Raw genomic sequence first — 234 nt, 5'->3', positions numbered from 1 at the left:
CCTTAAGGTCGGAATTGCTGTTCCAATATTGCTGATATTAGAAACGATATCACTTGCTGTAATATCCTTATAAGTTACATGGACCGTAGTTTCTGTAATGCCATACATGTTGATTAACTTGGTCGATGGGTATTTTAAATTATATGATGATAATTTACCCGGGCTCAATGCCTCACCTCCAAAAATAACATAACGTAAATCCAATTGGGATTCAGAGGACTTCTGATCTTCTTC

At 36.3% G+C, this 234-nt stretch carries 1 protein-coding gene; it reads right to left on the bottom strand.

The window, feature by feature from the left end; all coding sequences use genetic code 11:
* A partial coding sequence (locus tag SB772_RS45730) for an AMP-binding protein (protein WP_410839241.1) occupies positions 1-234 on the bottom strand: 234 nt, incomplete at both ends.

This window comes from Paraburkholderia sp. SIMBA_030, assembly GCF_046535245.1.
Lineage (GTDB): Bacteria > Pseudomonadota > Gammaproteobacteria > Burkholderiales > Burkholderiaceae > Paraburkholderia.
The sequence above is the reverse complement of the archived record's forward strand: the minus strand, read 5'-3'. Positions and strand labels throughout refer to the sequence as shown.